Source organism: Micromonospora sp. NRRL B-16802, assembly GCF_001279555.1.
Lineage (GTDB): Bacteria > Actinomycetota > Actinomycetes > Mycobacteriales > Micromonosporaceae > Micromonospora > Micromonospora profundi.
Window position 1 is genome coordinate 393,022 of the sequence record NZ_LGEB01000001.1, and the last position, 19,985, is coordinate 413,006.

Sequence of the window (19,985 nt, forward strand, 5' to 3'; positions counted from 1 at the left end):
TTGTGCGCCGGTTTCGGTTGTGCCACCGCAGCAGGCTCCGCCGCTGCCGCAGCCCCCGGGAGCGTCCCGCTCCGAACCGAGGGTGAGCAGCACCACGTCGTACACGGAGGCCTCCTGACTCTCGCCGCGACCCCTGCCGGTCGCGCCGTCACTACTTGTTAACCTGACACCCCGGGCTCGCCAACCGGTCGCCACCTGGCACCCGAGCCTTCTGGAGGCGGAAAAGATGCCAGCGATCGTGCTCCTCGGCGCTCAGTGGGGCGACGAGGGCAAGGGCAAGGTTACCGACCTGCTCGGTGAGCGGGTCGACTACGTCGTGCGCTACTCCGGCGGCAACAACGCAGGCCACACGGTGATCACCCCGGACGGCCAGAAGTACGCGTTGCACCTGATGCCGTCCGGTGCGCTCTCGCCGAACGCGATGATCGTCATCGGCAACGGTGTGGTGGTCGATCCGAAGGTGCTGCTCGCCGAGATCGACGGCCTGGCCGAGCGCGGCGTCGACGTGTCCCGACTGCGGATCTCGGGTGACGCGCACCTCATCATGCCGCACCACCGGGCGTTGGACCGGGTGGTCGAGCGTTACCTCGGCTCGTCCCGCATCGGCACCACCGGGCGGGGCATCGGCCCGGCGTACGGCGACAAGGTCGCCCGCATGGGCATCCGACTCCAGGACCTGCTCGACCCGGGGATCCTGCGCAAGAAGCTGGAACTCGCGCTGCGCGAGAAGAACCAGATGCTGTTCAAGGTCTACAACCGCAAGGCGATCGACCTGGAAGCCACGGTCGAGGAGTACCTGGAGTACGCGGAGCGACTCAAGCCGTACATCGCCGAGACCCGGGCCATGCTCTGGGACGCCCTGGACCGGGGCGAGACGGTGCTGCTGGAAGGCGCCCAGGCCACCATGCTGGACATGGACCACGGCACGTACCCCTTCGTGACGTCGTCCAACCCGACCGCCGGCGGCGCCTGCGTTGGCGCCGGCATCCCGCCCACCGCGATCAACAAGGTGATCGCCGTGAGCAAGGCGTACACCACCCGGGTCGGCTCCGGGCCCTTCCCGACCGAGATCTTCGACGAGAACGGCCAGCACCTGCTCAAGGTCGGCGGCGAGTACGGCACCACCACTGGCCGGGAGCGCCGGTGCGGCTGGTTCGACGCCGTGGTGGCCCGGTACGCGTGCCGCCTCAACGGTGTCACCGACCTGGTCATCACCAAGCTCGACGTGCTCACCGGGCTGCCCAAGGTGCCGATCTGCGTCGGCTATGAGATCAACGGCGTACGGGTCGACGACATGCCGATGAGCCAGACGGACTTCCACCACGCCAAGCCGGTGTACGAGGAGCTCGACGGCTGGTGGGAGGACATCACCAAGGCCCGCACCGCCGAAGACCTCCCGGAGAACGCCCGCCGCTACATCGCCCGGGTAGAGGAACTCTGCAACACCAGGGTGAGCGTGGTGGGCGTGGGCCCGGGCCGAGAAGAAAACGTCCTCCTCCACCCCCTCCTGCCCTGATCCCGCACAGATCGTCTGCATTGATCATGAGGTTGGCGGGCCGGTGGATCACCGTGGAACCCGTCAACCTCATGATCAACAGAGGTCGGTGCGGGGGACAGTAGGATCTCGGGCGTGCGCGTTCTTTTGGTGGGTGGTGGTGGGCGGGAGCACGCTCTCGCGCTCGGGTTGGCTTCCGATCCGGCTGTTTCCGCGCTGATCGCGGCACCGGGTAACCCCGGTATCGCTGAGGTGGCTGAGCTGCGGGAGGTGACCGCGACGGATCCGGCCGCGGTGGCGGCGCTCGCCGTGGAGACCGCGGCTGACCTGGTGGTGATCGGGCCGGAGGCGCCGCTGGTCGCCGGTGTCGCCGACGCGGTACGCGCCAAGGGCATCGCCGCTTTCGGCCCCTCGGGCGAGGCCGCCCAGTTGGAGGGCTCCAAGACCTTCGCCAAGGACGTGATGACGGCCGCCGGTGTGCCCACCGCGCGGGCGTACACCTGCACCGACCCGGAGAGCACCGGCCGCGCGCTTGACGAGTTCGGCGCACCGTACGTGGTGAAGAACGACGGGCTCGCCGCCGGCAAGGGCGTGGTGGTGACCGATGACCGGGCCGCCGCCCTGGCGCACGCTCAGGAGTGCGGCCGGGTCGTGGTCGAGGAGTTCCTCGACGGTCCGGAGGTAAGCCTCTTCGTGGTCACCGACGGGGAGGCGGCTCTGCCGCTGCTGCCGGCACAGGACTTCAAGCGGATCGGTGACGGCGACACCGGCCCGAACACCGGCGGCATGGGCGCGTACGCACCGCTGCCGTGGTCACCGCCCGGCCTTGTCGACGAGGTCATGCGCGACGTGGTCCACCCGACCCTGGCCGAGATGCGCCGGCGGGGCACGCCGTTCGCCGGTCTGCTCTACGTCGGGCTGGCGATCACCGCCGCAGGCCCTCGTGTGATCGAGTTCAACGCCCGCTTCGGCGACCCGGAGACCCAGGTGGTGCTCGCGCTGCTGGAGTCCCCGCTGGGCGGGCTGCTGCACGCTGCGGCGACCGGCACGCTTGCCGCGCATCCGCCGCTCCGGTGGCGGGACGGCGCCGCGGTCACAGTGGTGGTCGCCGCGCAGGGCTACCCGGCGGCGCCGCGCACCGGTGACGTGATCACCGGCGCGGACCGTCCGGGCATCATCCACGCGGGGACCACCCGCCGGGCCAGCGACGGCGCGTTGCTGTCCGCCGGTGGCCGGGTCCTCTGCGGTACGGCAACCGGCACCGACCTGGCCGCCGCCCGGGACGCGGCGTACGCGCTGGTGGACGGGGTGGAGCTGGCCGGCTCGCAGCACCGTACGGACATCGCCGCCGCCGCGCTCAACGGCCGGATCACGATTCCCGGCTGAACCCGGGGCAACCACTCCCGCCCGTTGACCGGTGCGATCAGGGGTACGGGGTCGCCGATTCAGACGGTCGGGACCACCATGGGCGTGCCGGTGGCCGGGTTCGGCATCACCAAGCTCGGCAGGCCGAAGACCTCCCCCATGAGGGCCGCGTCCACCACGTCGGAGGGCGGCCCCTGTGTGACGACCCGGCCGTCCTTCATCGCCACGATGTGATCGGCGAAGCGGCACGCCTGGTTGATGTCGTGCAGGACCGCGACGATCGTGCGGCCCTCGTCGCGCAGCCGTGCGAAGAGCGCCAGCAGTTCGTACTGGTGGGTGATGTCGAGGAACGTGGTGGGCTCGTCGAGCAGCAGGTAAGGCGTCTCCTGCGCCAGCACCATCGCGATCCAGACCCGTTGCCGCTGCCCTCCGGACAGCTCCTCGACGGGCCGCTCGGCAAGGTCCGCGACCCCGGCCACGGCCATGGCCGAGCGGACTGCGTCCTCGTCGGCGGTCGACCCCGTGCCGAGCAGGGACTGGTGCGGGTAACGGCCCCGGGCGACGAGCCGTCGGACGATGATGTTCTCGGGGGCGACCAGGCCCTGCGGCAGGAACCCGACCTGGCGGGCGAACCGCTTCGGCCGGTGGTCGGCGACGTCCCGGCCGTCGAGGTGGACCGTTCCCGACGACGGTGTGAGCAGTCGGACGAAAGCCTTCAGCAACGTCGACTTTCCGCACGCGTTGGGTCCGACGATGGCCGTGAACGAGCCGTCCGGCACGGCCAGGCTCACTCGCGTCGACACCACCCGTTCGCCGTAGCTGAGCGTGACGTCCTGTGCGGTCAGGCGGCTGCTCACCGTCGTTTCACCTCCATGCTCAACAACCAGATGAGATAGCAGCCGCCGATCGCCGTGGTGACGACACCGACCGGCAGGGCGACCGGCGCCAGCAGCAGTTGCGCGATGAGATCGGCGATGAGCAGCAGCACCGCGCCCGTCAGCGCCGCCGGCACGAGGGGCACGCCCGCGGCCCGTGCCAGCCGCCGGCCGATCTGGGGCGCCGCGAGGGCGACGAACACGACCGGCCCGGCGACCGCGGTCACGGTGGCGGTGCAGCCCACGCCGGCCAGGACCATCAGCAGCCGCAGTCGACCCAGCCGTACGCCGCTGGTGCGGGCGATCTCGTCGCCCAGCGCCGCCTGGTGTACGGGGTGGGAGATCACGAGGAGCAGCAGCACGAACACGCCGATGACGGCGAAGGGCAACCGGACCTCGGCCCAGTCGACCCCGTTGAGTGAGCCGGCGTTCCACCCGGTGGCGGCGAGTGCCACGTCGATCTCGGCTCGCAGCACGATCCAGGAATTGAACGCGGTGAGCATCGCGTTGACGGCGATCCCGACGACGACCAATCGCAGGCCGCTGAGCCCGGAGTCCAGCGACAGCAGGTAGACGACTGCGGCGGCCAGCAGCCCGCCCGCCACCGAGCCCGCCGCGAGTTGCCCGGCGGTGCCGTTCAGCAGCGTGATCGCCACCAGCGCACCCGTGTACGCGCCTGCGTCGAGGCCGATGACGTCTGGGCTGCCCAACGCGTTGCGGGTCAGGTTCTGGAAGATCGCCCCGGCGAGTCCCAGGGAAGCGCCGAAGACCAGCGCGGCCGCCACCCGGGGCAGTCGCCACTCCCTGATCACGAAGCCCGATTCGCCGCCCCCGGTCAGGGCTGTGAACACCTCCGCCGGGGTGGCCCAGTCCTGCCCGTGACAGAGGCCCAGTAGGGCGAGGCCTGCCGCGACCACGACGAGCAGCGACGACACGACGGCCGTACGCCGTTCGACCTGGACCACGACCGGGCCCGCCCGCAGCGTCAGTGTGCTCACAGCTCCGCCGCCCCGTAGCGGCGGACGGCCCAGATCAGCACCGGGCCGCCCAGGAACGCCGTGACGATCGACACCGGGACCTCGCCGGTGGGCAGCAGGATCCGGGAGCCGATATCGGCGACGAGCAGCAGGACCGGCCCGAGCAGCATCGAGTAGGCCATGATCCACGGAATCGAGTCGACCGCCAGCCGCCGCGCCAGGTGCGGCACCATGAGGCCGACGAACGCGATCGGCCCGGCGACGGCGGTAGCGACACCGGTGAGCACGGTGACGAGAACCAGGACGGTGATCCGGATCCGCGTCACGTGGGCACCGAGCGCGTGGGCGACGTCCTCGCCGAGGGTCAGCGCGTTCAGCGGCCCGGTCGTGGCCATCGCAGCGACCAGGGCGACCACGGTCACCAGCACGGGCAGCAGCAACGGCATCTGCTCAGTGCCAGCCAGCGCCCCGACCGACCAGAACCGGAACCGGTCGAAGACGTCGGGGAAGGTCAGCCGCAGACCGAGCGACACGCCCATCAGGACCCAGCCCAGCGCGACGCCGGCCAGGACCAGGCGCAGCGGTGAGACCCGCCCGACGGCGTAGACCGCGACTGCGGCGAGGGCGGCACCGGCCACCGCGAGCCCGAGTTGCCCAGCCTGCGATCCGGCAACGCCCCCCAGGACACCCAGGTTGATCGCGAAGCCCGCTCCCGCGGTCACGCCGAGGATGCCAGGCTCGGCCAGCGGGTTGCGGGTCAGCGTCTGGATCAGTACGCCGGCCGCGCCGAGGGCGGCGCCGACGCAGACGCCGAGGATCGTGCGGGGCAGCCGGATGTCGCGTACGACGAGGTGGTCGGCGGTGCCGGCGAAGTCGGTGAGGGCCCGCCAGACCTCGACCACCGCGACGGAACGGGCACCCACGGTCATGCTCGCGCCGGCCGCGACGACGAGCAGCGCGGCGGAGACGAGCAGGAGGGTCGCGCGTCGGGACAGGTCAGTCTTCAAGCCCGGCGATCCCGCGTTTCCAGTAACCGGTGATCAGCGCGGTAACGCGGTCCTGGCTCCAGGTGCGCAGCGGCTTGATGTCGGTTGCCTCGCCGGCCGCGAAGAGGAACGTCCGCCCCGCCGGCAGGGGCAGCGACCGCACCGTCTCGGCCAGTGTCGACTGGTCGCCGTCGCGTACCAGCCAGGTCACCGTGACCCCGTCACGTCGTGCCAGCGGGTAGCCCCGCTCGGCCGCGTCGTCGACCTCGGCCACCACGTGGGCCGACACGTCGGCCGGGGCCTCCTCCAGCCACCGGCCGACCGCCGGCAGGGCGGTGCCGTCGACCGCGAACACGTAGTGGTCGTAGTGGTGCGGGAACGCCTTCGCCCCGGGCGGGCCGGCGACCGTCACCTCGTCACCGACCGCCGCCGAGGCCGCCCAGGTCGAGGCGACGCCGCCGTCGTGCAGCACGAAGTCCAGGTCGAGCTCACCGGCGGCGGCGTCGTACCGGCGGATGGTGTACTTGCGGGCGGTCGGCAGCGGCCGTGGCCAGTCGAGCATCTGCTGCGCGTTCGGGACGGGGTCGCGACGGGTACCGTCCGGATCAGGGAAGACGATCGCGACATGGTCGTCGGCCTGGTAGGTGTGGAACCCGGCGAGGGTCGGGCCGCCGAGGGTCAGCCGCAGCATGCGCGGGGTCACCTGCTGCCGGGCGACGACCCGGACGCGCCGCAGCCCGATCGGGTAGCCGATCCGGGCCACGCCGGTGCCGGCACGGTGGTGGGCGGCGACCCGCCCTGCGGGGTCGTGACGGTCGACGCTCATCGGGTGAGCAGCGGCGCGAACGCCGTGTCGATGGCTTCGAGGGTCCTGAGGGCGGACTCGTACGTCGCTGCCTCGGTGTACGCCAGCGGGAAGACCCGACCTGCCTTGACTGCGGGCAGGTTCTTCCAGAGCGCGGAGTCGAGGACCTGCTTCACTCCCTCGCCCGGGGTGCCGTCGGCCTCAAGTGTGTACGTGATGGCGTCGGCCTCGCCAAAGCTCTCCGGCAGTTCCTCGAGCGCGGGATACTCCGTCACGTCGAGTGCGCCCCCGGCCTTCTCCTTGACCGCGCCGTAGTAGTTCACCCCGATGTCCTGGGAGATGTTGGTGCCCCACGACTTGGCGAACTCGCGGTGGAAGTTGCCCTTGGCGACCTCGCCGTAGGCACCCAGGTGTCCGAACTTCAGGCTGGTCAGCGCGCTGCCGTACTTCTCCTTGAGTTCCCCCGCCTTCTTCTCGTACGCCTCCTTGGTCGTCTGGAAGTGCGCCGCGCGGCCGGCGGCGTCGGCCTGCTTGCGGGAGACCTCGCGCCAGCCGTCCGGCAGTCCGGGGCCGATCGCGACGACGGGAGCGATGCTTTCGAGCCGCTTCATGTCGATGTCGGCCAGGACGGGCTTCGGAACGCCGATCACGATGACGTCCGGCTTGGCGGCGGCGATGGCCTCGTAGTTGGTCTCGGCAGCCATCTCGCCGGCCACCTTGGCCAACCGGTCATAGGTGGCGCGGTCCTGTTCGGTCATCATCGGCAGGCCGCGCTTCCACGTCGAGATCCCCACCAGGGCGGCGTCCGCCTCGATGAGGGCCGGCACCGCGTAGCCGGTGGCGACGACGCGCTTCGGGTCGACCGGAATGGTGATGTCGCCGTTGTCGGCGGAGAAGACGCGGGTGCCGGAACCACCGTCGGACGTGGCGGTGGTATCGGCGTCGCTCGATCCGCAACCGGTCACCGCGACGAGCGCCACGGTTGCGGCGACGGTCAGCCGCCAATGCTGTCGTACGGACATCGAGTGGTCCTTTGCCGTGCTCAGAGGGGGTGCAACCCCGGTGGGCTGCGGAGCTTAGGCTAGCCTTACCTCTGACTCCAAAATGTCGACGAGAGGTCATCCCATGTCGCGGAGAGGTCAGAGCTTGGCCGAAGTGGGCCTTCGCGCGGCTGATCCCGTCAGCTGCGAGGAGTTCGGCTACGGCCTCGGCCGCCCCGACGGCATCCTCGTCCTGAAGTACCGGTCGATGACCCGCCTGGCGTTCGGCGAGAACCGGGACGACTTCCTGCACCAGTTCTACTGGTCGCCCGACGGTCTGCTCTCCGCCCGGCACGACAGGCACACCACTTTCATCGGCCCGGACGAGGTCTTCTGGGTCCACCGCGCGGTGACCCACGAGGTCCACGCGGCGGACCGGCAGACCATCTATCGGATCTGCCTGCGCGAGGTGCCCGACGCCCTCAACGGGCTGCGGGCCGGGGTCGCCGCCATCGACGCCGACGCCGCACGGCTCGTCCTGGCCCTCGCCGTCCGGGAGTACGACGAGTGTGACGCGCCAGCGGCTCGCAGTCGCATCATGGCCGGGCTCACGCCCCTCGCCCAACCGGGCAACGACCGGCAGTCCGCTGGTTCGGGCGTTGCGGTGTCGGTCGCCATGGCGTTGGCCCACGATCCCGGTGACCCCACCCGACTCGACGAATGGGCCGAACGCCTGCACGTCAGCGTCAAGACGCTGCAACGTGACTTCGTCCGCGAGTTCGGCATGCCGTACACCCGATGGCGGACCAGGCTGCGCCTGCGTGCGGCGCTGGCACTGCTGGAGGCCATGCCGGTCGGCGAGGTTGCGCACCGCATCGGATACGCGAGCCCGTCCGCCTTCATCGCCGCCTTCGCCCGCGAGTACGGCTACACGCCGGGTCGCGCCGCCGCGAGAACCCACGGCGACGCGCCCGCTCCCTCGCCGCGCTCAGGGCGGTGACCCATCGGTCCTTCAACCGTCAGCTGACGTAGCGGCGTAGTTCCCGGGTGAGCACCTTGCCGGTGGCGTTGCGGGGCAGGTATTTCACGTAGACCACGTCCCTGGGTACGGAGAAACGGGCCAGGTAGCGCCGGACGTACTCGCGGACCGCGTCGGAGTCGAGTGTCTCGCCGGGGTGCAGGGCGAGGAACGCGGCGAGCCGTTGACCGTACTCGGGGTCGGGCACGCCGATCACTGCCGCCTCGCGTACCTGCGGGAGCCCGGCGAGCAGGTCCTCCACCTCGGACGGGAAGACGTTCTCGCCCCCGGAGACGATCATGTCGTCGGCCCGGCCGTCGACGAAGAGCAGCCCGTCGGCGTTGAGTCGGCCGAGGTCACCGGTGTCGAGCAGACCGTCGCGGCTCTCCCGGCTGGCGCCGGACGTGTAGCCCTCGAAGAGCATCTCGTTGCCGACGAAGATTCGACCGACGCGTCCCTGCGGCACGGGCCGGCCGTCGTCGTCGAGGATCTGCACGCGGGTGCCGTGCGGTGGTCGGCCTGCCGTGGTGGGGGCCTGGCGCAGTTCGTCCGGACCGGCGATGGACGCCCAGGAGACCTCGGTGGAGCCGTACAGGTTGTAGAGGACATCGCCGTAGACGTCCATGAACTTCGGTGCGAGCCCGCCCGGCAGTGCCGATCCGCTCACCGCTACGGCCTTGAGGGACGGGCGCGGGTCCGGTGCGGGCACCTCCATGAGCCGCTGGACCATCACGGGTACGGCGAACAGGGCGTCACACTGGTGCGCCGCCAGGGCGGCGAGCGTGGCGGCCGGGTCGAAGCGACGGTGCAGCACGATCGTTGCCCGCAGCGCGAAGCAGACCTGGAGGGCGGCGAATCCCCAGGTGTGGAAGATCGGTGCGGCGATCATCACGCGGTCCCGTACGTGCAGCGGGATGCGGTCGATGATGGACACGAGCGGACCGAAGCCGTGCGGCGTGGGCCGGCGGGCGCCCTTTGGTGTGCCTGTGGTGCCGGAGGTGAGCACGATGATCCGGCCGTCGCGCTCCGGTGGCCGCAGTTCGCCAGGCAGCGCTCCGGCGACCAGTTCCTCGCGGGCGCGTTCGTCGAGGCGGGGCAGTTCGGCGGGGAGTGTGAGGACCCGCTCGGCGAATTCGTCGTCGTGCACCAGCAGCCGCAGCTGCTGCTCCTCGGCGACCGTGCCGAGTTGGGCTGCGGAGAGCCCGGTGTTGACCAGGACGGCGTCGACGCCGAGCAGGGTGGCCGCCACTATCGTCTCGATGAGCCCGTGGTGGTTGCGGCAGAGCACACCGATCCGGTCGCCGGGCTGCAGTCCGTGCCTGGCGCGCATCGACCGGGCCGTTCGCTCGGCCCGGTCGAGGAGGTCCCGGTAGGTCAGCTCGATGCCGTCCTCGTCGATGATCGCCGGGCGGCCCGGGTCCCGGGCGGCTGCCTGGCGGAGTTCGCCGGCGAGGCTCCACCCCCAGGTGCGTAACGCGTTGAGCTGCGAGACGATCCGGACGGGCCTGCCGGGGGTGAGCAGGCCACGACGGGTCAGCGTGGCAACGACGAACGGCAGGTCCATGCCGCAGACCTCCTTGGGATTGGTACGCGGACGGGTTGCTTGCCTGTGCCCGGCGGCTTCTTCCTTGATCATGCGTCCGGGCGCGACGGCAGGCTCAGCTGGCGTCAACGTGGGGTGACGAAGGCAGCACGCATCGTGGCTGGGACGTGTGGTGGTGGCGCCGGTCTCCTGGCCCGGCCCCTGCCAAGGCGAGCCGGGCCAGGAAACCGACGGGTTCGAGACGCGGCCTGGATTACGGCGCAGGCCCGGGCGTCGTCGGTCAGCGGATCTGCATCCCGGAGATCGCGCGGGAGATTACCAGTCGCTGGATCTCTGAGGTGCCCTCGAAGATGGTGTAGATCTTCGCGTCCCGATACCAGCGCTCCACCGGATGGTCGCGCAGGAAGCCCGCCCCGCCGAGCAACTGTACGGCCTTCTCGGTGACCGACACCGCGACCTCACCGGCCTTGAGCTTGGACATCGAGCCCTCACCGGCGGTGAACGGGCGGTTGTTGCGGCCCATCCAGGAGGCACGCCAGACCAGCAGCCGTGCCGCGTCGATCTCCATCCGCATGTCGGCGAGCGCGAACGCCACCGCCTGGTTCTCGATGATCGGCCGACCGAACTGGACGCGGTCCTTGGCGTAGTCGAGCGCGTACTCGTAGGCGGCCCGGGCCACGCCGAGCGCCTGCGCGCCAACGGTTGGTCGGGACAGCTCGAAGGTGCGCATCGCGGCCTGCCCGGTGGACCGCTGTCCGGAGCGGGCCCGGTCGAGTCGTTGCAGCAGCGCGTCCCGACCGCCGAGCAGGCATCGGCCGGGCACCCGTACGTCGTCGAGGAAGACATCGGCGGTGTGCGACGCGCGGAGGCCGAGTTTGCGCAGCTTGCGAGTTGCGGTCAGGCCGGGAGTGCCGGGCGGTACGACGAACGCGGCCTGGCCGCGGGAGCCGAGTGTGGGATCGATCGAGGCGGTGACCACGTGCACTCCGGCGATGCCGCCGTTCGTGGCGTACGCCTTCTGCCCGGAGAGCACCCACTCGTCGGTGGCCTCGTCGTAGACGGCCCGGGTGCGCATGGCGCCGACGTCGGAGCCGGCCTCCGGTTCGCTCGTGCAGAACGCGGCGACGGCCGGCGAGTCGACGTCGCCGAAGCACTGCGGCACCCATTCGACAAGTTGGTCGGGGGTGCCGGCGCCGTAGATGGCGGCGACGGCGAGCGAGGTGCCGAAGATGCTCAGCCCGATGCCGGCGTCACCCCAGAAGAGTTCCTCGCTGGCAATCGGCAGGGAGAGCCCGGTCGGATCGGCCCAGCAGGTGGCGAGGAACTCGAAGCCGTAGAGGCCGACCTTTGCGGCTTCCTGGATCACCGGCCACGGGGTTTCCTCGCGCTCGTCCCACTCGGCGGCGGCCGGGCGCACGACCTCGGCGGCGAAGCCGTGCACCCAGTCCCGCAGGTCCCGCTGTTCCTCATTCAGGTCTAGCGAGAACTCGGCCATGTCAGGCCTTGGGGATGTCGAACAGGTTGGCGATGTTGGCGGCGAGACCGAGGTCGCCCTTCGCCTTCAGCTTGCCGGTCATGAACATCATGACCGGGTTGGCGCCACCGGAGACGATCTTCAGGAACTCCACCGGGCCCATGGTGAGGGCAAGCTTCGGGTCGTGCTGCGGGGTCTCGTTCACGTGGCACTTGCCGTCGGCGATGACCACCTCGTAGGTGTCGCTGCCGCCGTCCGGGCGACCGGTGACGATCCAGTGGATGACGGCGTTCGTGGAGCCGGCCCGGTCGGCGCGGAACAGCGACGGCATCCGGTTGAACACCTCGCCGAGGATCTTCCCACGCATGTCACCGGACATCACCTGGGCGATCTTGTCGTCCGGGGTGGACTTGACCAGCTGGGCGAACTCCTTGGGGCCGACGTTGGCGAAGGTGGCCGGGTCGAAGTCAGTCATGAGATGTGCCTTCCGGGGAGATTGCCTACTGGTGCGTAACCCTACGCACCAGTAGGTATGCTCGCAAGGTGTCCTCAGCTCCCGCCTTCAAGCGCCTGCCGCGTGCCGTCCGCGAGCAGCAGATGCTCGACGCGGCAGTGAAGGTCTTCTCCCGGCGCGGCTTCCACCACGCCAGCATGGACGAGATCGCGGAGTACGCAGGCATCTCCAAACCGATGGTCTACGCGTACCTCGGGACCAAGGAGGAGCTGTTCGTCGCCTGTCTGCACCGCGAGGGCACCCGGATGATGCAGGCCATCGCCGGTGCCGCCGCCCCCGACCTGCCGGCGGACGTTCGGCTCTGGCGCGGTCTGCGGGCGTTCTTCGGCTTCGTGGGCGCGCATCGCGACGGCTGGGCGGTGCTCTACCGGCAGGCCCGGGGCGAGCAGCCGTTCGCCGGCGAGTTGGCCACCATGCGGACCCGGCTCGTCGAGGTGGTCGCCGAGATGCTCGACCACGCGCTGCGCGCGGAGGGGCACGAGGTCGGCGCCGTCGACCTGGAAGTCGTCGCGTACGCGCTGGTGGGGGCCACCGAGTCGCTTGCCGACTGGCTCGCCGACCGTCCGGAGGCCGACCCGGAGAAGACCGCAACCCGGATGATGAACGTGGCCTGGCTCGGCGCCGCCCAACTCCTGCACGGCGTCACCTGGCGGCCGCCGGAGTGAGAAGGTCCCGCGCCGTCGGAGTGAGAAGGTCCCGCGCCCGTCCGAACCGGGCAGGCGGCAGTGGTTTCAGCGGCCGGCTGCGGCGCGGCGGCGCGCCCGACGGCGCAGCCATCGCACACCTTCCAGACCGAACGTGACGATCAGCGAGAGCCCGATGCCGGCCAGGACGCCCTTCAGCGGGTCACGCTCGAAGGCCAGCCCACCGAAGTAGCCGAGCAGGCCGCAGTACAGCGCCCAGGTGACCGCCGCGATGCTGTCGTACAGCAGAAACGCCCGGCGGGGATAGCGCACCGCGCCCATGGTGAGGGTGACGGCCGTCCGGCCGCCGGGCACGTACCGGCTGGTGGTCAGGATTATCCCGCCGCGCCTGTCAACGGCGCGGCGAGCCCACTCGGAGCCGGCCCGCCGGCGACTGCCATCCGGTAGGTGGGCCAGCCGGTTCGCGCCGCCGCCCCGCCCGATGGCATACGAGATGTGGTCGCCGATCAGCGCGCCGAGGGCGGCGCTGACGATCACCAGAGTCAGATCGGGGTGCCCGCCGTCGGCGGCGAGCACCGCCGCGGTGATCACCGCCGCCTCGCCCGGCACCGCGGGGAAGAACGCGTCGACCGCGGTGAGGCCGAAGATCACCAGGTACACCCACGGTGACGTGACGGTCCCACGGAGAAGGTCGAGCAGGGCTTCCATGCACCAATGCTCGCCGGGTGCGACCCGCCCGGAGGCCGAGTCGGCGGATCATCCGCCTTCGGTCCGGACGTCAGGCCGACCGGGTCAGGAACATCAGACCGACCGGGCCAGGGCCGGTGCCGCGAGCAGCGGCCCGTGCGGTGTCTTGTCCCCGGCGGTGGGACCGTGCGAGGTCAGCACCACGGGCGCGCCCAGCTCGGCGCGTACCGCCTCCGCCCAGTCCGACGGTGGATCGTCGTACACCGGGCGGGAGCGCAGCAGGCGGGCGGTGAGCGCGGCCTGCCGGTCCAGGTCACCGGGCGGGCCCGGGGTGATCCGGTCGGTGGTGTCGTAGCGGCGGCAGATCCGCAGGCCGGGGCCGGCGAGGTCGAGGTGGGTGAGCGCCAGGCCGTCGACGCCGCCGGCTGCCGCGAGGGCGTACCGGTGGGCGACAGCGTCGAAGTGGCCGAACCGGAACCGGCCCTGCCACGGGTTCGTGGCGTTGTGCCGGTCGGTGAACGGCAGCGCCTGGTCCTCGGTCACCAGCGGGCCGGCCCCGTGCCGGGTGGTGACGATCCGCAGCACCCCGAGCCGGGCCACCTCGCCGGGCAGGCCCGCCTCGGCGAGCAGGCCGTCGACGTTCGCGAACGTGGTGGTGCTCCACGTCGTGTACGGGTGGAAGCCGTGCCACTCGTCCAGCAGCACCCCCTGCGCGCCCTCGAAGACGCACGTCCCGGAGCGCAGCGCCCCGGCGAGCCAGCTGCCGTCGACGATCGCGACCCGGCCGGCGAACCCGGTGAACGCGGGCAGGCAGTCCTCGACCGGCGGGGCGTCCAGCGGGCCGAGTTCGGCGGTGAGCCGGTCCCGCAGGACGGTCAGCCGACGGCGCAGCAGCGCTGGGCTGCGGCAGTCGGCGACCCGTGGCGCGTCGTCGGGGTGGGCGAGACCGTACGCGACGGCCTCGCCCACACCCAGCCCGCAGGAGCCGTGCCGGTCGGCTCCCCGGGCGATCTCCCGGGCCCGGTTGGCGGCCCGGTGGTACGGGGTGGCGAGCAGTGCCGCCCCGTCCACTGTCAACCTGTCCAGCGCGTCGGGCACCCCGACAGTGGCGAGATGGTCGGCCTCGGCGGCCAGCGCCAGCGGGTCCACCACCACGTGCCGCGACAGGTGCGTACGCACGCCGGGGTGGAAGGTGCCGGCGCCGAACTGTGCGAACGTGTGGTGCCGCCCGTCGCGCAGCACGACGTTGTGCGCCGCCTGCGCGCCCCCGTTGAAGCGGACGACCGTGTGCACGGGTCGGGTGGCGCAGAGCCAGTCCACGACAGTGCCCTTGCCAGCGTCGCCATAGCCGAGGTCGACCACCGCCACGTGCCTCACAGTCGGGTCACCCCGCCTGTGGTGTCGCGGAAGGCCGGCAGCGTCGACACCTCGGCGCGCCGCCCCCGGTTGAGGCGGGCCAGCGCCTTCGACACGGTGCCGGTGGCGGTGGAGCCGGCGCGGTCCAGGTGACGCAGGCCCTCGTCAAGGTCGATGGCCTGCTCACCGAGGCCGATGGTGAGCGCGATGGTCTCGCAGACCGCGTCGAGGTCGTCGAGGACCACGGCGTTCTGCCCGAGCAGGTCCCGCCAGAAGTCGAGCACCTTGGCGTTGCCGGCGTAGTGGCTGCCGGCGGGGAGCAGGTAGTAGGTGTCCCAGCGGCTCGTCACCTCGTCGACGATGTGCCGCAGCGGCACGTCCTCGGTCAGGTTGTCACCGATCACGCCGGCTGCCTCCCGCGCCTTCACCGTCGGGTACGCCAGCTCGTCGCCGATGATGAACAGGTAGCCGCGCCGGCCGCGCTTGTCCCAGTTGTCGGTGGCGGTGTGCCGGGCCATGAAGTACATGGCCAGCTCGTACGACTCGGTCATCTGCCCGCCGCCACCGCCTTCGAGGACGATCCGGCCGAGGTCGTCGTCCATTCGGTTGTCCGACTCGAACTGGCCGACCTGCAACGGCACCCGGTCGCAGGTGGCGTCCCCGATCGCCCCGAACATGATCTGCGGGTCGCTTGCGTAGCCCTGCCGTTGCAGCAGCCCGAGCAGCTGCGGCAGCTTGGTCTGCAGGACGCGCGGCACCTTGAGCATCGAGCCTGTCACGTCGAAGAGCACCGCGACGGGCGTCGATCGGGGGTGTTCGTCGGAGTCGCGGCTCTCCCGCGTCGCCTCCCGGGGGTCGAGCGCGGGGTGCACGGTGCGGGCCCCGCTGTCGCTGTAGGAGAAGGCGCTCTTGCCGGTCGACCTGCGGTAGCGGTCGGCGGCGTCGTACACGTCGGTGGACCAGATTCCACTGCCCATGACAGCTCCTTAGAGGGTGAGGGTGAAGGGGCGGAAGGTGCGTGGCCCGTAGAGCCGGTCCAGCACGTTGTCGAATTCGCGTAGCAGGCGCCACGCGTCGTCGGGCCGGTCCTTGAGGAAGCGCTGCCGGCAGCCCTGGGCGAAGGCGAGCAGCTCGCGCGGCGCGTGGCGGTTCAGCAGCGAGGTCATGCAGCGGGTGGCCATCCAGATGTCGGTGCCCGGCCCGCACTGCCGCTTCTGGAAGACCTCCGGCGGATACCAGTCCTGGTAGCCGGGCACCATGGCCGGGATCGTGCTGCCGACGGGCGCGGAGAAGCACCAGTCGACGAGCACCACGCCGTGGGCGGCCGGCTCGATCAGCACGTGTCGCGGCAGGACCGCGCCGTGCACCACGCCGGCCCGGTGGGCCAGGCCGAGTGCCACGAGCAGCCGCCGCCACATCCAGGCCACGTCACGGGCGTCCAGCCCGTCGGGGTACGCGCGCCGCACCGCGTCGAGGTCGTGCAGGCCGGGCGCGGTGGCGAGCACGTTGATCCGCCGTTCGGCGCCGGTCGCTGCGTCGGAGTGCCGGAACTCGTCGACGAGTCGGGGCACGTACGGCAGGTAGCGCGGGTCGCCGCGTTCGGCGATGGTGTGCAGGGCGTGTGCCTCGCGGGCCATGAGGTCGTTGTCGGTGGGCCGCCGGGGCAGCTTGAGCAGCCTGTCGTCTCCGACGTCGTAGAGGTCGGCAAGGTCACCGGAGTGGGCAAGCGCGCCGAGGCGGTAGTCGCCGAGGACTGTGACCTGCCGGGCCTGCCACCGGGTGGTGACGTGGATGAACGCGTCGAGGGCTTCGGCGCGTACCGCCGGGTCGGCCGTCAGGCGGTCGGGGTGCAGGGCCGCGACCAGCTCGCGGTAGCGCCTGGCCGGCTGGTCCGTGCCGAACAGGTCGGTGTCGGTGCGGGCGGCAGTGACCAGGCCGATGGCCTCCGCGGTCCTCATCGCACCGTCTCCTCGTGGGCGGGGCGCAGCAGCGCGGGGTGCAGCAGCCGGGCGTCGCCGGCCCGGTAGAGCCGGGCGCGGGGGCCACCCCGCGAGCCGCCGCGCTCGGTGCTGGCGCCGGTGCTCTCCACGAAGCCCGGCACGGACAGCACCTTGCGGTGGAAGTTGCCGGCGTGCAGGGGGTGACCCCAGACCGTCTCGTAGACGGCGCGTAGCTCGCTGATGGTGAACTCGGCGGCGAGGAAGCGCGTGGCGAGTGGGGTGTATTCGAGCTTGGAGCGGGCGCGCTCAAGCGCGTCGTCGATGATCCGGCCGTGGTCGAAGGCGAGCTGCCGGCTGGTCAGGGCGGTCACCGGCAGCCAGGTCGCCGCGTCGGCGTCGCTGCCGGCGGCCGGGTCGGGCAGGTCGGGGGCGAACGCGAGGTGGGCGACCGAGACGACGCGCATCCGCGGGTCGCGGTCGGGTGCGCCGTAGCTGCCCAACTGCTCCAGGTGTACGCGGCGCAGCCCTTCGCCGCCGAGCCCGGTCTCCTCGGCCAGCTCACGTCGGGCGCCGGCGGCGAGGTCCTCGTCGGGTTGGACGAAGCCGCCGGGCAGTGCCCAGTGCCCCTCGAAGGGTGGCTGGCCCCGCTGGATCAGCAAGAGGTGCAGCGCGCCGTCGCGGATGGTCAGCGCCACCACGTCGACGGTCACGGCGACCGACGGGTAGGCCCGGGGGTCGTACGCCTCCAGGAACTCCTGCTCGTTCATCGCGTCACCCTCACTTTGAGAACATCTCTATATGAGAACAACTTAGCGCACGAGAACGCCAGTGCCAAGCCCGGATCCGGGATCGGCACTGGCGCGTCAGCGCAGGAGGCCCACCAGGTGCGGTCGGCCACGCGAGTCGTGCAGGGCGAACCCGCCGTCCGGCAGCAGCGCGAAGCTCACGGTGCTCGGCAACGACACCGGCAGCTTGAAGGCGACCTCGACCGTGTAGGCGTCCGGCAGCCGGTTTTCCAGCGCTGCGAGGCATCGCGCCTTGCTCCACATGCCGTGCGCGATCGGCCGGCGGAACCCGAACAGCCGCGCCCCGAGCACTGACGTGTGGATCGGGTTGTGGTCCCCGGAGACCCGCGCGTACTCGGTGCCGACCCGGGGTTCGACACGCCAGCGGGCCGTACCGGCGGGCACCTCGGTGCGCCCGCTCCGGTCGCGCCGCTCACCGCCGCCGGCCGTGGGCTCCCGACCCAGGTACGTGGAGACGCCGCGCCAGACCTCCTCCCCGTCCACCGAGCCGACAAGCACCACGTCCAGTTGCCGCCCCCGGTCGTGCGGGCGCAGATCCTGGGCGTACGTCGTGAAGTCGATGGCCTCGTCGGCGGTGATCGGGCGGTGCACTGTGATCCGGTTGTCGATGTGCACCAGGCCGGTCAGCGGGAGGGGAAAGTCCGGCGCGGTCATCAGCCGCAGGCTCAGTGGAAAGCCCATGACGTGCGGAAACGTCGCGGGGAGCTGATCGGTGAGCCGGAACCCGCAGACCCGGTCGTAGTCGGCAAGGTGCGTCCTGTCGACGCTCACGCCGTCCACTGCCAGCTCGGCCGCCGGCAGGTCGTTCCCGCGCCGCCCCTTGCCGAGGCCCGGCAGCGCACCGAGCAACGCCCGCCGGTACAGCGGTCCGGCCGCCGGCATCCGGGGCAGTTCGATGCGCTCCCGGGTGCGGTTGGCCGGTTGCGCGCCGGAGAGGTCGCGGATCGCGTCGGTTCCGGCGGTCAGGTCGTGTGTCTGCTCGACGTTCAGGTCGTGACCGGCGGGCTCCGGACGGCGGATCGCGTCCAGGGTCTCCCGCGACAGGATCTCGGTGGGGCCGTCGATCAGTTCGTGGACCGACAGGTCGTCCGGCTCCCCGGTGGGCTGTCCTCTTCTCGCCATCACGCCCCCAGCAGGCTCTGGCCGCAGACGCGTACGACGTTGCCGCTGACCGCGCCGGACGCCGGCCACGCCAACCAGCCGATCGCCTCCGCCACGTCGACCGGCAACCCGCCCTGCGACAGGCTGTTCATCCGCCGGCCCGCCTCACGGACGACAAGCGGGATGCGCGCCGTCAGGCGGGTCTCGATGAAGCCGGGGGCCACCGCGTTGACGCTGATCCCCCGCTCGTGCAGAGCCGGGGCGAGCGAGTCGACGAGCCCGATCACGCCGGCCTTGCTGGTGGCGTAGTTGGTCTGCCCCCGGTTGCCGGCGATCCCGGCGATCGAGGAGACCGACACGATCCGCCCGCCGGCCGGGATCAGCTCCCGTTCCAGTAGGACGTCGTTGATCCGCTCCTGGCTGGAGAGGTTCACGTCGATCACCTGGTCCCACCGGTCGGCGTCCATCCGGCCGAGCGTCTTGTCCCGGGTGATTCCCGCGTTGTGCACCACCACGTCGACCCGACCGTGGCGGCTGGCCAGGTGGTCGGCGAGCCGGGTCGGGGCGTCCGGCGCGGTCAGGTCGAGCTGCACCGCCGTACCGCCGATGTCGTTCGCCACGGCGGCCAGGGCATCCCCGGCGGCCGGGATGTCCAGCGCCACCACCTGCGCGCCGTCGCGGGCCAGGACCCGGGCCAGCGCCGCGCCGATGCCCCGGGCCGCGCCGGTCACGAGCACGACCTGCCCGTCCAGGGGGCGATCCCAGTCCGCCGGGGCGCTCGCCGTGCCGTCGCCAACCCGGATGACCTGCCCCGAGACGTACGCGGAGCGGCCGGACAACAGGAACCGCAGTGTCGATTCGAGGCTGGTACGGGTCCCGGCGGCGCTGGCGTCGCCTGTCACGTAGACGAGCTGTGCGGTGGTGCCCCTGCCGAACTCCTTGCCGATGCTGCGGACCAAACCCTCCAGAGCGCGTTGGGCCGTGGCCTCGCGCGGCGTCGGGCACTCCGATGGCGGGGTGCCGAGCACGATCACCCGACCGCTGGGCAGCACGGCCCGGGCCTGCGGGTGGAAGAAGTCGTACAGCTGGCGAAGGTCGGTCGAGTCGGTGATCCCGGTGGCGTCGAAGACCAGCGCCCCGTACCGCTGCGGGGTGTCGCTGTGGGCGGCGGTGGCCTGGTCGGCCAGCTCGACCCCGGCGGATGCCAGGATCTTGGCGATCGGCTCGGCGAGTCGCCCGCCGGTGGCCGCGCCGAGCAGCAACGGCCCGGGCAGCAGCGGATCGCCGGGGTGGTGTCGGCGCAGTCGCGGCGGGTCGGGCAGCCCGAGACGCTTGACCAGCGCGCGGCCGGCGGCTGATTGGACGAAGCTCGCGTACCTGTCGCTCATGGGCGTAGCCTACTGGCGAGTAGGGTTGGCG

The 19,985-nt window shown here is 71.4% G+C and carries 19 protein-coding genes; 4 read left to right on the forward strand and 15 right to left on the reverse strand.

Annotated features, from left to right (window positions below; all coding sequences use genetic code 11):
• Positions 1–226: 226 nt before the first annotated feature.
• Both ADK66_RS01865 and purD read left to right on the forward strand, forming a co-directional pair.
• Positions 227–1,516, forward strand: a complete 1,290-nt coding sequence (locus tag ADK66_RS01865; RefSeq protein WP_053651947.1) for an adenylosuccinate synthase — start codon at positions 227–229, stop codon at positions 1,514–1,516.
• 114 nt (positions 1,517–1,630) lie between these two features.
• On the forward strand, positions 1,631–2,881 hold the full coding sequence (purD, locus tag ADK66_RS01870) for a phosphoribosylamine--glycine ligase (RefSeq protein ID WP_053651949.1): 1,251 nt from the start codon (positions 1,631–1,633) through the stop codon (positions 2,879–2,881).
• 59 nt (positions 2,882–2,940) lie between these two features.
• On the opposite strand, the gene ADK66_RS01875 is transcribed toward purD, so the two are convergent.
• Genes ADK66_RS01875 through ADK66_RS01895 form a run of 5 tightly spaced genes read right to left on the reverse strand, consistent with a single transcriptional unit; the run spans position 2,941 to position 7,525 of the window.
• Positions 2,941–3,717, reverse strand: coding sequence for an ABC transporter ATP-binding protein (locus tag ADK66_RS01875; protein ID WP_053651951.1), 777 nt, complete (start codon positions 3,715–3,717; stop codon positions 2,941–2,943).
• Positions 3,714–4,733: an iron chelate uptake ABC transporter family permease subunit gene (locus tag ADK66_RS01880; RefSeq protein WP_197281389.1), complete on the reverse strand. Its 1,020-nt coding sequence runs from the start codon at positions 4,731–4,733 to the stop codon at positions 3,714–3,716. The genes ADK66_RS01875 and ADK66_RS01880 overlap by 4 nt, the downstream gene beginning before the upstream one ends.
• Positions 4,730–5,719, reverse strand: a complete 990-nt coding sequence (locus ADK66_RS01885; protein ID WP_053651954.1) for an iron ABC transporter permease — start codon at positions 5,717–5,719, stop codon at positions 4,730–4,732. The genes ADK66_RS01880 and ADK66_RS01885 overlap by 4 nt, the downstream gene beginning before the upstream one ends.
• The gene (locus tag ADK66_RS01890) at positions 5,709–6,524 is read right to left on the reverse strand and encodes a siderophore-interacting protein (RefSeq protein ID WP_053651955.1); all 816 of its coding nucleotides are present in this window, start codon (positions 6,522–6,524) and stop codon (positions 5,709–5,711) included. Before ADK66_RS01890 ends, ADK66_RS01885 begins: the two co-directional genes overlap by 11 nt.
• The gene (locus tag ADK66_RS01895) at positions 6,521–7,525 is read right to left on the reverse strand and encodes an ABC transporter substrate-binding protein (RefSeq protein ID WP_053651957.1); all 1,005 of its coding nucleotides are present in this window, start codon (positions 7,523–7,525) and stop codon (positions 6,521–6,523) included. Before ADK66_RS01895 ends, ADK66_RS01890 begins: the two co-directional genes overlap by 4 nt.
• Positions 7,526–7,658: 133 nt before the next feature.
• Between ADK66_RS01895 and ADK66_RS01900 the strand changes: the two genes are divergently transcribed.
• A complete protein-coding gene (locus ADK66_RS01900) occupies positions 7,659–8,483 on the forward strand; it encodes an AraC family transcriptional regulator (protein ID WP_231639877.1) in 825 nt (274 codons plus the stop codon).
• A 19-nt stretch (positions 8,484–8,502) separates the two neighbouring features.
• On the opposite strand, the gene ADK66_RS01905 is transcribed toward ADK66_RS01900, so the two are convergent.
• The 3 genes from ADK66_RS01905 to ADK66_RS01915 all read right to left on the reverse strand — a co-directional run bounded on the left by ADK66_RS01905 (position 8,503) and on the right by ADK66_RS01915 (position 11,993).
• On the reverse strand, positions 8,503–10,065 hold the full coding sequence (locus ADK66_RS01905) for an AMP-binding protein (protein ID WP_053652346.1): 1,563 nt from the start codon (positions 10,063–10,065) through the stop codon (positions 8,503–8,505).
• A gap of 259 nt (positions 10,066–10,324) precedes the next feature.
• Positions 10,325–11,539 carry an acyl-CoA dehydrogenase family protein gene (locus ADK66_RS01910; RefSeq protein WP_053651961.1) on the reverse strand — a complete coding sequence of 405 codons (1,215 nt, stop codon included), beginning with the start codon at positions 11,537–11,539 and terminating at the stop codon, positions 10,325–10,327.
• 1 nt (position 11,540) lies between these two features.
• Entirely contained in the window at positions 11,541–11,993 is a 453-nt protein-coding gene (locus ADK66_RS01915) for an SCP2 sterol-binding domain-containing protein (RefSeq protein WP_053651963.1), read from the reverse strand.
• Between the two features lie 68 nt (positions 11,994–12,061).
• Between ADK66_RS01915 and ADK66_RS01920 the strand changes: the two genes are divergently transcribed.
• Entirely contained in the window at positions 12,062–12,697 is a 636-nt protein-coding gene (locus ADK66_RS01920) for a TetR/AcrR family transcriptional regulator (protein ID WP_053651965.1), read from the forward strand.
• A gap of 66 nt (positions 12,698–12,763) precedes the next feature.
• On the opposite strand, the gene ADK66_RS01925 is transcribed toward ADK66_RS01920, so the two are convergent.
• From ADK66_RS01925 to ADK66_RS01955, 7 genes are all read right to left on the reverse strand, one after another.
• The gene (locus ADK66_RS01925; RefSeq protein WP_053651967.1) at positions 12,764–13,384 is read right to left on the reverse strand and encodes a DedA family protein; all 621 of its coding nucleotides are present in this window, start codon (positions 13,382–13,384) and stop codon (positions 12,764–12,766) included.
• Between the two features lie 93 nt (positions 13,385–13,477).
• A complete protein-coding gene (locus ADK66_RS01930) occupies positions 13,478–14,740 on the reverse strand; it encodes an adenylosuccinate synthetase (RefSeq protein ID WP_053651969.1) in 1,263 nt (420 codons plus the stop codon).
• Positions 14,737–15,696, reverse strand: a complete 960-nt coding sequence (locus ADK66_RS01935; protein ID WP_053651970.1) for a hypothetical protein — start codon at positions 15,694–15,696, stop codon at positions 14,737–14,739. Before ADK66_RS01935 ends, ADK66_RS01930 begins: the two co-directional genes overlap by 4 nt.
• A 9-nt stretch (positions 15,697–15,705) precedes the next feature.
• Positions 15,706–16,677 (reverse strand): serine/threonine protein kinase, encoded by a 972-nt coding sequence (locus ADK66_RS01940; protein ID WP_053651972.1) that lies wholly within the window; start codon positions 16,675–16,677, stop codon positions 15,706–15,708.
• Positions 16,674–17,426: an NUDIX domain-containing protein gene (locus ADK66_RS01945; RefSeq protein ID WP_053651974.1), complete on the reverse strand. Its 753-nt coding sequence runs from the start codon at positions 17,424–17,426 to the stop codon at positions 16,674–16,676. Before ADK66_RS01945 ends, ADK66_RS01940 begins: the two co-directional genes overlap by 4 nt.
• A 96-nt stretch (positions 17,427–17,522) precedes the next feature.
• A complete protein-coding gene (locus tag ADK66_RS01950; RefSeq protein ID WP_369814747.1) occupies positions 17,523–18,587 on the reverse strand; it encodes a MaoC family dehydratase in 1,065 nt (354 codons plus the stop codon).
• The gene (locus tag ADK66_RS01955) at positions 18,587–19,954 is read right to left on the reverse strand and encodes a 3-oxoacyl-ACP reductase (RefSeq protein WP_053651976.1); all 1,368 of its coding nucleotides are present in this window, start codon (positions 19,952–19,954) and stop codon (positions 18,587–18,589) included. The genes ADK66_RS01950 and ADK66_RS01955 overlap by 1 nt, the downstream gene beginning before the upstream one ends.
• Positions 19,955–19,985: the final 31 nt, after the last annotated feature.